Source organism: Methanosaeta sp. UBA458 (genome assembly GCF_002496085.1).
In the GTDB taxonomy this organism is placed as follows: Archaea; Halobacteriota; Methanosarcinia; order Methanotrichales; family Methanotrichaceae; genus Methanothrix; species Methanothrix soehngenii.
The window spans coordinates 10,253-18,877 of the sequence record NZ_DAIK01000141.1 but is presented as its reverse complement, the minus strand read 5'-3'; the positions used below and the strand labels follow the sequence as shown (position 1 = coordinate 18,877).

The 8,625-nt window shown below is 53.6% G+C and carries 12 protein-coding genes and 2 tRNA genes; 6 read left to right on the top strand and 8 right to left on the bottom strand.

What is annotated here, in order from left to right:
• The 4 genes from BP822_RS10620 to BP822_RS10605 all read right to left on the bottom strand — a co-directional run.
• Positions 1 to 333 (bottom strand): KH domain-containing protein (locus tag BP822_RS10620; RefSeq protein WP_286878269.1); only part of this gene is annotated, 333 nt, incomplete at its 3' end.
• Positions 334 to 355: 22 nt separating this feature from the next.
• Positions 356 to 1,156, bottom strand: coding sequence for a serine protein kinase RIO (locus BP822_RS10615; RefSeq protein ID WP_276836603.1), 801 nt, complete (start codon positions 1,154 to 1,156; stop codon positions 356 to 358).
• Between the two features lie 16 nt (positions 1,157 to 1,172).
• The gene (eif1A, locus tag BP822_RS10610) at positions 1,173 to 1,493 is read right to left on the bottom strand and encodes a translation initiation factor eIF-1A (protein WP_269798888.1); all 321 of its coding nucleotides are present in this window, start codon (positions 1,491 to 1,493) and stop codon (positions 1,173 to 1,175) included.
• 179 nt (positions 1,494 to 1,672) lie between these two features.
• Positions 1,673 to 1,746 (bottom strand) — tRNA-Val (locus BP822_RS10605).
• A 122-nt stretch (positions 1,747 to 1,868) separates the two neighbouring features.
• Here BP822_RS10605 and uppS point away from each other — a divergent pair.
• The 3 genes from uppS to surE all read left to right on the top strand — a co-directional run bounded on the left by uppS (position 1,869) and on the right by surE (position 3,976).
• Positions 1,869 to 2,648, top strand: coding sequence for a polyprenyl diphosphate synthase (gene uppS / locus BP822_RS10600; protein WP_286878268.1), 780 nt, complete (start codon positions 1,869 to 1,871; stop codon positions 2,646 to 2,648).
• 37 nt (positions 2,649 to 2,685) lie between these two features.
• Positions 2,686 to 2,775: transfer RNA gene (locus BP822_RS10595), tRNA-Arg, on the top strand.
• Positions 2,776 to 3,190: 415 nt separating this feature from the next.
• Positions 3,191 to 3,976, top strand: a complete 786-nt coding sequence (gene surE / locus BP822_RS10590; protein ID WP_048132754.1) for a 5'/3'-nucleotidase SurE — start codon at positions 3,191 to 3,193, stop codon at positions 3,974 to 3,976.
• A gap of 36 nt (positions 3,977 to 4,012) precedes the next feature.
• Here surE and BP822_RS10585 read toward each other — a convergent pair whose 3' ends face one another.
• The 3 genes from BP822_RS10585 to BP822_RS10575 form a co-directional block, all read right to left on the bottom strand.
• Positions 4,013 to 4,579 carry an imidazoleglycerol-phosphate dehydratase gene (locus tag BP822_RS10585; protein WP_273466627.1) on the bottom strand — a complete coding sequence of 189 codons (567 nt, stop codon included), beginning with the start codon at positions 4,577 to 4,579 and terminating at the stop codon, positions 4,013 to 4,015.
• Between the two features lie 10 nt (positions 4,580 to 4,589).
• A complete protein-coding gene (hisA, locus tag BP822_RS10580) occupies positions 4,590 to 5,315 on the bottom strand; it encodes a 1-(5-phosphoribosyl)-5-[(5-phosphoribosylamino)methylideneamino]imidazole-4-carboxamide isomerase (RefSeq protein WP_013718240.1) in 726 nt (241 codons plus the stop codon).
• A gap of 257 nt (positions 5,316 to 5,572) precedes the next feature.
• Positions 5,573 to 5,809, bottom strand: coding sequence for a PGF-CTERM sorting domain-containing protein (locus BP822_RS10575; RefSeq protein WP_286878267.1), 237 nt, complete (start codon positions 5,807 to 5,809; stop codon positions 5,573 to 5,575).
• A 193-nt stretch (positions 5,810 to 6,002) separates the two neighbouring features.
• Between BP822_RS10575 and BP822_RS10570 the strand changes: the two genes are divergently transcribed.
• From BP822_RS10570 to BP822_RS10560, 3 genes are all read left to right on the top strand, one after another.
• The gene (locus BP822_RS10570) at positions 6,003 to 6,698 is read left to right on the top strand and encodes a PspA/IM30 family protein (protein WP_013718241.1); all 696 of its coding nucleotides are present in this window, start codon (positions 6,003 to 6,005) and stop codon (positions 6,696 to 6,698) included.
• Positions 6,695 to 6,973 (top strand): PspA-associated protein PspAA, encoded by a 279-nt coding sequence (pspAA, locus tag BP822_RS10565; RefSeq protein ID WP_013718242.1) that lies wholly within the window; start codon positions 6,695 to 6,697, stop codon positions 6,971 to 6,973. Before BP822_RS10570 ends, pspAA begins: the two co-directional genes overlap by 4 nt.
• 84 nt (positions 6,974 to 7,057) lie before the next feature.
• Positions 7,058 to 8,059 (top strand): cation diffusion facilitator family transporter, encoded by a 1,002-nt coding sequence (locus tag BP822_RS10560; protein ID WP_286878266.1) that lies wholly within the window; start codon positions 7,058 to 7,060, stop codon positions 8,057 to 8,059.
• Positions 8,060 to 8,071: 12 nt separating this feature from the next.
• Here the strand turns inward: BP822_RS10560 and BP822_RS10555 are convergent.
• On the bottom strand, positions 8,072 to 8,625 hold a 554-nt coding region (locus tag BP822_RS10555; protein WP_286878265.1), incomplete at its 5' end, for a PQQ-dependent sugar dehydrogenase.

The following is an 8,625-nucleotide window of genomic DNA, read 5'->3' as shown; positions in this document are numbered from 1 at the left end:
CGACCTTCCATCCTTGCCGATGATGCGTCCCTTCAACCGTTCCATATCGCTCCTGGTGCCTGCTGTCTTGGATATGTCCAGCACATCGAGCATCAGCATCTCGTCGTCCAGGATCGCCAGCGCTCTCTCCGGCGAAAATCCTCTGCCAATCGCCTTCACCAGGTCCATGACCCTCAATACCTGCAATGGATCTTCTGCGGATGTGACAGAAATTGTGCCTGTATCGCTGTCTATCTCCAGAGAGGTCTTTGTCTTCTCTTCTATGAAGTGTTTCATGGAGCCGTTAGGTCCCACCAACACTCCTATACGTTCTTCTGGGATCTTTATATCCATTGTCAGCCTCCTTTTATCTTGATCAGCTACTCTCCTTTTTTGCCTTTTCAGCTCCATCCTTCTGGATCCTGGCATAGATCTCCTCGGATGAGCCAATAGAGTACTTTTTCTGGAAGTAATGAACTATATTGGAGATGTCTCGCTCCAGGAACTTTCTGGCCATGGGATGGTCCAGGGTGACCGATTGTCCCATATCGATTATCACCGGCTCGCCATCATCGTATAGGATATTAAACTCGCTCAGGTCGGCATGAACCAGACCGGCTTGATTGTAAAGCAGGGATATATATTCGACGATCTTCTGGTAGATTTGCTCGGCCTCTGCAGAGTCCAGCCCGACATCCTTTAGGGGTGGTGCGACATCGTCTCCCTTGCCGATCAGATCCATAACCAGAATATTCTCCTTCATGGTGATGGGATGGGGCACCCGCACACCCACTTCCTCCGCACGCATGAGATTGCGATACTCCTTGCGGGTCCAGGCGGCGACAATAGCTCTTTTCGTGCCCTTGACGCTTCCAAATCTGGGATCGCCATGCAGGTAATCCTGCATCACATTGAAGTTGCTGGTAGAAATGCGATAGATCTTAAGGGCAAGCTCTCTGCTGCCCACCAGAGCCCGGAATATATTCGCCTCTTTTCCGGTGCAGATGGAACCTCCCAGGGCATCTATGACCCCTTTGCTTGCCAGGCTGTACAGGTCCATCAGGGTTCGCTTGTCAAAGACAGCGTCCTGGACATTCAGGTCATCGGAGTCCTTGATTCTGGTACGAAGAACATCAATACGAGTATCAAAATCCTCATCCTTGCTGCGCCTGCTCATGATTTGTCTATCCGGCTTATGAAGAGCCCTTCAGAAAACCTTTGCGCTGCAGCCAGTCCACTTGAGGGCCGGTGTATCTCCAGACCACGTCAGCCTTCTCATTCTGGAACTCCCAAGGGATGATTATGACCACGTCGCCCTCTCGTATCCAGATCCTCTTCTTCATCTTTCCCGGTATGCGGGCCATCCTGGTTACGCCGTCAATGCCCCTGACCTTGATGCGATTGGAGCCAAGCAGGCTTTCTACATGACCGAATATCTCTCTATCCTGTTTGCGAGGGAGGCGAACTCTGGTTATTACTGCTCCTTCCTCCCCACCATGACCTCTATTGTACAGCTTATCACCTCAAATAATAATTGCAGATTTTAGATTAGATGCCGGATCGATGAGATCCTGAGCGGCGTTGAATCGCTATCTGGCTCATTTGCAGCCAGAATCGCCAGAGCAACTTGCCGCACCACCTCAGTCGAAAATGACGCTTAAATAGTTAAAGCTTGTGTCGATCCGAATCCTAATGGGCCCGACGCGATTCGAACGCGTGATCCCCGCCGTGTGAAGGCGATGTCATAACCAGCTAGACCACAGGCCCTCGAAGTAAGGAAGTAAGGCATCAGATATTAGTATCTTGCCCTAGAGGAAAAATCCCGTGGCCAGTTTTGGGCTCGTGGCAAGGAATTATTTAAATATCTATTCGCGAGCTTAATTAAGTAAATGAGTCAAATCTTCAGAAATCCTGTTTATCTTTTATATGAGAAGCTGCTTAAGGCTCAGATCCTGGCAGGGTCACCGGTGGAGCATATAGCGATAATTCAGGATGGAAACCGCAGGTATGCCAGGCAGAAGGGCCTCGCCAAGACTCTTGGCCATAGCCTTGGCGCTGAGACCTCGGAGAGGGTGTCAGACTGGTGCCTGGAGGTGGGGGTTCGGCATCTCACCCTTTATGCTTTTTCCACAGAGAACTTCAGCCGGGAGGATTCGGAGAAGCGCTATATCTTTGATTTGATAAAGAAAAAGTTCAATGAGCTGAGAAATTCAAAGAAAATCCATTTCAATAGAGTTCGGGTGCGAGCCATCGGTCGGTTGGAGATGCTTCCCGATGATCTGCAGGAGGAGATCCGATTGACTGAGGAGGCCACGAAGGATTACAAGAAGATGTATCTGAATGTGGCCCTGGCTTACGGAGGTCAGAGGGAGCTGGTGGATGCCGCACGCTCCTTAGCCCACCTGGTGGAGGAGGGAAGGATCAGATCTAAGGATCTCGATGAGACCATCATCGCCCAGCATCTCTATCCCCAGGACGGCATTTCCGTTCCCAAGGTGGATCTGATCATCAGGACGGCGGGGGACTTTCGCACATCGAACTTCCTTCCCTGGCAGGCCAATGGCAATGAGTGCGCCGCCTACTTTTGCGCTCCTTTTTGGCCGGAGTTCAGGAAGATCGACTTTCTGCGGGCTATCAGGACGGCACAGACCAGGGCATCATGCCAATAAGCTTAATAACCTGAAGCATGCCATCAGAGGTGTTCTTGTCCCGATGGGGTAGTGGATATCCCGGAGGCCTGCGGAGCATTTTTCGCGCAGAGAGCCTTCAACCCGGGTTCGAATCCCGGTCGGGACGTGATATTTATCCTGCGCAGAAATTTAGCTTTGGCATGAAGCATCTCGATCTCCGTGCATTGCCCAGCACTTCATTAATTGCCTATTAGTCTGCTGCTAGCTCCTCTCCGCTACCGCCGTTCCTCCTTCAAGCTGGATCTTCTTCAGTCCAAACTGCCTGGCAAAGTCTTCGACGCTCTCATCAAAGCCCTTCTCAAGAGAGGCCAGTGTCAATCCTGGCCACCTTGGTCAGGCCGCTTCCCTTCAGCATCGACTGCATATCTCTATTTCTGCGCTAGGCCGACCCCTCCTGCCCATGGCTTTCCAGTTGGCAGCCCACATTGGTGTCATGAAGACGGCCACGTCCAGTGGGCATATCGCGATTTATCCGGTTTGGGGGATAGTTTAATACCGATAGGATGCTCAAGGCTCAATCGATGCATCGCATACTGGTCAGCAACGATGATGGCGTTTATGCCTCCGGTCTCGAGGCGGCGGCAAAGAGCGTTCGAGGCCTGGGGGAGGTGACGGTAGCCGCGCCTTCGGGACAGAAGAGCGGCGTGGGAAGATCTATATCCGTCTTTGAGCCGCTTCGCTTCGCAGAGGTGAACCTGAACGGCTTTAAAGCCTATGCGGTCACTGGAACGCCGGTGGATTCGGTCATCATTGGCATCTTCGCCATCCTTAAGGAGATGCCTGATCTGGTCATCTCGGGAATCAATGTGGGAGAGAACATCAGCACCGATACCGTTACCACGAGCGGGACCATCGGAGCGGCTCTGGAGGCTGCTAGCTACGGCATTCCCGCCATTGCTGCCTCAATTCAGGCCGTTGATCAGGGCGACAAGTTCGATATGCATCATGGAGCCAAGCACAGCTTTGATGTGGCAGCTCTATTTCTGCGCCGAGTAGCGACCCGGGTCTTAGAGCACGGCCTTCCTGAAGGAGTGGATCTCTTAAACCTGAATGTCCCAGTCGGTGCCAGCGAGGAGACGGAGATAAAAGTGACCCGCCTGGCTAAGAAGATCTTCAAGACGGCTGTGCAGGAGCGTTTTGACCCCCGTGGCCGGCCTTACTACTGGATTGATGGGGAGCTGATATGCTGCGACGAGGAGGGGACTGACGTGCAGACCATCTATCAGGACAAGCTGGTATCCTTAACCCCCCTCAGCCTGGATTCCACGGCCAGAATCGATCTGAAAGAGATAGAGAAACTATTTTGATCTCTATCTGACCTCAGATTTACCTCCGATCTACCCTCAGATTACTCCTTTGGTGCTGGGGATGCCCGCTCCACCCTTTGCCGCCGCCAGGCGAACGGCCAGGCCTAGGGCCTTGAAGATGCATTCCATCTTATGATGATCGTTCTCCCCGTAGAAGCGGATATGAACCGTCATCCCGGCTGCATTAAAGAGCTCTTCCAGGAAGGGTTCAAGGAGCATGGCCTCGAAGTCCCCGATCCTCTCTCCCCGAAACTCTCCGGAGACGATCAGATAGGGCCGCCCGCTGAAGTCCAGAGCCACGTCCGCTAAAGACTCGTCCATGGGAACCGAGGCCGAGCCGTAACGGCATATTCCGCTCCTGTCTCCCAGAGCATCATCCAGGGCAAGGCCGATGGCCCTTCCTAATGTCTGGGCTCTCCACAAGCCCTCCTCTGATTCCGCCACCAGGTCAATATTTGCCGTGCGGGCCAGGGCGAGCAGCATATGATCAAGAAATCCCGATCCGGAGGCGGCTTTTGCCTGGCCTGATCCGTCCAGGTTAACTGTGGCCTGGGCCCTACAATCTCTGAATAATCCCAATCCTCTTCCATTTCTTTTCGCCATTTACCATCACCTATCTTCGCAGGGCCTGCAGAGTAGCTGAGACGCTCAATTTTCCGGTGTAAATGGCCGTCCCGGCCACGGCTCCTGCAGCCCCAGCATCCCTCAGGGCGAGGACGTCATCGATGGAGGTGACCCCGCCGGCAGCGACAACCGGTATTCTGAGGGCTGCCACCAGCTCTCGTGTAGGCTGGATATCGATTCCTCGCTCCCTGCCTTCAACATCGATGTTCGTGAAGAGGATGGACCCCGCCCCCTTATCCTCGAACAATCTGCCCAGCTCCATCGCCCTCTTGCCTAAGGTCTTCTGCCAGCCCTCGGTGGTGACATCCCCTCGCTTGACATCCAGGGCCACCATAATTCTCTCCCGACCGTGCTCCTCAGCCAATTGGGCGATCATATCGGGATCTTTCAGGGCGGCAGTTCCCAGGATCACCCTATCTACGCCCAGGCGGAGAACATCCCTCGCTTCCTCTTCTGACCGAATGCCCCCCCCTACCTGGATATAGACGTCCAGCTCCTTTACGATCTGAGCGAGGATGGAGGCGTTCGCCCTCTTGCCCTGAATCGCCCCGTCCAGGTCGATGATGTGCAGGTGGTCAGCGCCTTCGTCGATCCAGCGCTCTGCCTGGGCGAGGGGATTGTCCAGGGCCACTACCTCAGTTCCTGGTACTCCTCCCACCAGCTGCACGCATTTGCCGCCTCGCAGGTCCACTGCAGGAAAGAATGAAAAACTCATGATGGCCAATTGGCATCGAATAGACCTTAACCGTTTCGATGGTTGGAAAAAAGGCTCTTCGCTGAATTATGGGGGTGAGTTCAGGCAGAATATGGCCTTTTGTTCCTCTGTGTTTCTGTGGTTGGGTCATTGCATCGCGGTTCACCACAGAGGAACAGAGACACAGAGAATTTCTGATTCAAATTCACAAATCAAATAGCGAGGAGCCGAAAAAAAGATTAGATCAATTGATCTCGAGCGATCGATATCAAACGACCTCAATGGATTTTAGATCTGATTAAGCGAGCTCCTGCCAGCGTGCCTGCCACTGCAAATGCAAATCCGAATCCCGGAGTGCTCTTCTCATCAGAGTCGCTTTCGCTCTCGCTGGAAGCCTCGTTCTCTTCCTCATCATCCTCATCCTCATCGTCATCATCATCCTCGGCATAGATCGGTGCTGCCAATGCCATGATGGCGAAGAGGGCCAAAAGAAGTGCTAATATGGACTTTCTCATCTATTCACCTCCGGATTCAAACCTATTTCATCGTAATTCATCTTTTCCCTTTTAGCCACATCCTTTGCACAATTGCAGCATAAATGGCATCCGTTGCACGAGAGCCTATAAATATCAAAAATGACATTGGTATATGTAATTTGCATCCAATCAAGAAAACGGTGGATAACAGATAGGCTGAAGGAGGATCTATATGGGCTTCTTAGAGCGGATGAGCGCTGTCGTGCAGGCAAAGATGAATAAGATCATGAACAGGATAGAGGATCCCAGAGAGGTCCTTGAGGTCTCTTATGAAAAGCAGCTGCAGCTATTGCAGAATGTCAAGAGAGGGGTGGCAGAGGTGACCACCTCCAAGAAGAGGCTTGAATTGCAGAAGGCCAAGCTTCAGATGAACATCGATAAGCTTGATGGCCAGGCAAAGGAGGCCATTTCTGCCAGCCGGGAGGACCTGGCGAGAAAGGCCCTGGAGAGCAAGGCCTTGATGCAGGCCCAGCTGAATACCCTGGAAGGGGAGATAAATGAACTGAATAATCAGCAGCAGAAGCTGCAGGCAGCCGAAACCCGCCTGGCCACCAAGGTGGAGGCCTTCCGCACCAAGAAGGAGACCATCAAAGCCCAGTATACTGCCGCCGATGCTCAGGTCAAGATCACCGAGTCCGTGACCGGTATAAGCGAGGAGATGGCGGATGTAGGCCTGGCGGTTCAGAGAGCAGAAGAGAAGACTGAGGATATGAAAGCCCGCTCTGCTGCTTTGGATGAGCTCCTGGAATCCGGAACTCTCACCGACTACTCGGGAGGGGATGAGATCGAGAGTGAATTGGCACGGGTCAAGGCCAAGAACACCGTAGATGATGAGATGGCCAGATTGAAGGCGGAGATGAATAAATGATTATCAGAATCCTGGGAGAGGGTCAGTTCCGCTTTGATGACAGCAATCTGGGCGATCTGAATAAAATTGACAATCAGATAGTGGATCATGTGAAGAATGGCGATCAAGATGGCTTTTGCCAGGAGCTGGTCAGAATGATCTCCATGGTCAAAGAGCTGGGGAAGCCCATAAGCGTCCAGGAGGTCATTCCTTCGGACATCATAGTCCCTCCCGCAGATCTCTCCTTCCAGGAGGCAAGGAATATCTTTTGCAATGACGGTCTTATCGAAGGATGAAGACAGCGCCTGCGCGGCATCAAGCTGCAACTACTTTTTTATTGGTAAAGGCTTATCTGGATCGGATTTGGCAATAACATCCTGGTGCCAGGGAAGATGAAGAACCATGAGATAAAAACGGTCGAGCGACGCTTTCTCCTCGCCATCCTCCTCACCTGCACCATCCTCATAGTGGAGGCCATAGGCAGCTGGTGGACCGGCAGCCTCGCCCTGCTCTCAGATGCCGCTCATGTCTTCCTGGACATATTCGCCATCCTTCTCAGCTGGCTGGCCATCCGCCTCTCAACCATGCCGGCGGACGAGCGATACAGCTACGGTTTTCACCGCTTTGAGGTGATAGCGTCCCTGGCCAATGGGCTGACGCTGGGATTCGTCTCCCTGGGGATACTGGTGGAGGCATACAAAAGGCTGCTAGAGCCGGCACCAGTGAAGGGGCTTGACCTTCTCTTGCTGGCAACCTTCGGCCTGATAGTGAACCTGATTGTGGCTTACATCCTGGGAGGCGGCCACCTCCACCACCATGATCACGGCCCCCATCACACCGAGGATCTCAATATCAGGTCAGCGAGGCTTCATGTGCTGGGGGACGCTGCCGCCTCTCTGGGCGTCATAGTGGCAGGAATCATCATCTGGGTGACTGGCTGGACCCAGGCCGATCCCATAGCCAGCATCATCATCAGCCTGATAATATTCGCCAGCTCTTACCGGCTCATAAGGGACTCATTTCGTATCATGATGGAGGGTGTTCCAGCATGTATCAACCTTGAGGATGTATCCCAGGCCATCGGCAGCGTTCCCGGTGTGCTCCAGGTCCATGACCTGCACGTCTGGGGGGTGTGCTCTGCCCATGTCATACTCAGCGCCCATGCGGTGATCGAGGACCAGATGATCTCACAGGGGGAGACGATAATGGAGGAGGTCAAAAGAATCCTGCATGATCTCTTCGGAATAGAGCATACCACCATCCAGCTTGAGCATGAGAGCTGCGGTCAGGGCAGCGAAGCGTTACGTCTGGACGATGTGGGTGAAGATGGGGCAATGCAGAGGGAGGGGGCAGGGCCAGAGGATGCGGTCGAAAAAAGGTGAGGGCTGCCGTTCTCAGGTCGGCGCCTGATCCTCAGCTCTAACCAGCTTGTAGATCTTCCCGCTATCTCCCGAGGGGCCCAGCACCTCTGACGTCAGGAGGTAGATTTCGCCCTCTCCATCCCGTCCAAAGGCGCGAATGAACTCTCCAATCCTTCCATCCGGACGGCCGGCGATCGTTATCTCCTCCGCCTTCCAGAGCCCTTCATCTGATGCTTCCGGCCGGGCCAGGTAGAGCCTGCCATCCCCCTGATCGAAGTTGCTGGACCAGTCGGCGAAGAGGTAGCTGCCAACGAGATCAGTCAGATCCTGGCCCTCATACAGGTACCCGCCCACGACCACGGTATGGTTGTCATGATCATACTCGATTATGGGATCTATGAGCGGCTCCCCTTTAGCCCCTACCTCCGGGCAGCTGGCGGGCGAGTCATTCGGGCTCTCCGGATCGAAGCAATGAGTCCCCTCCCGGATGTTCCAGCCGTAGTTTCCACCCTTTTCCACCAGGTCCACCTCCTCCCAGAGGTTCTGGCCGGCATCAGCAACGAACACGCGCCCCTGTGAGTCAAAGG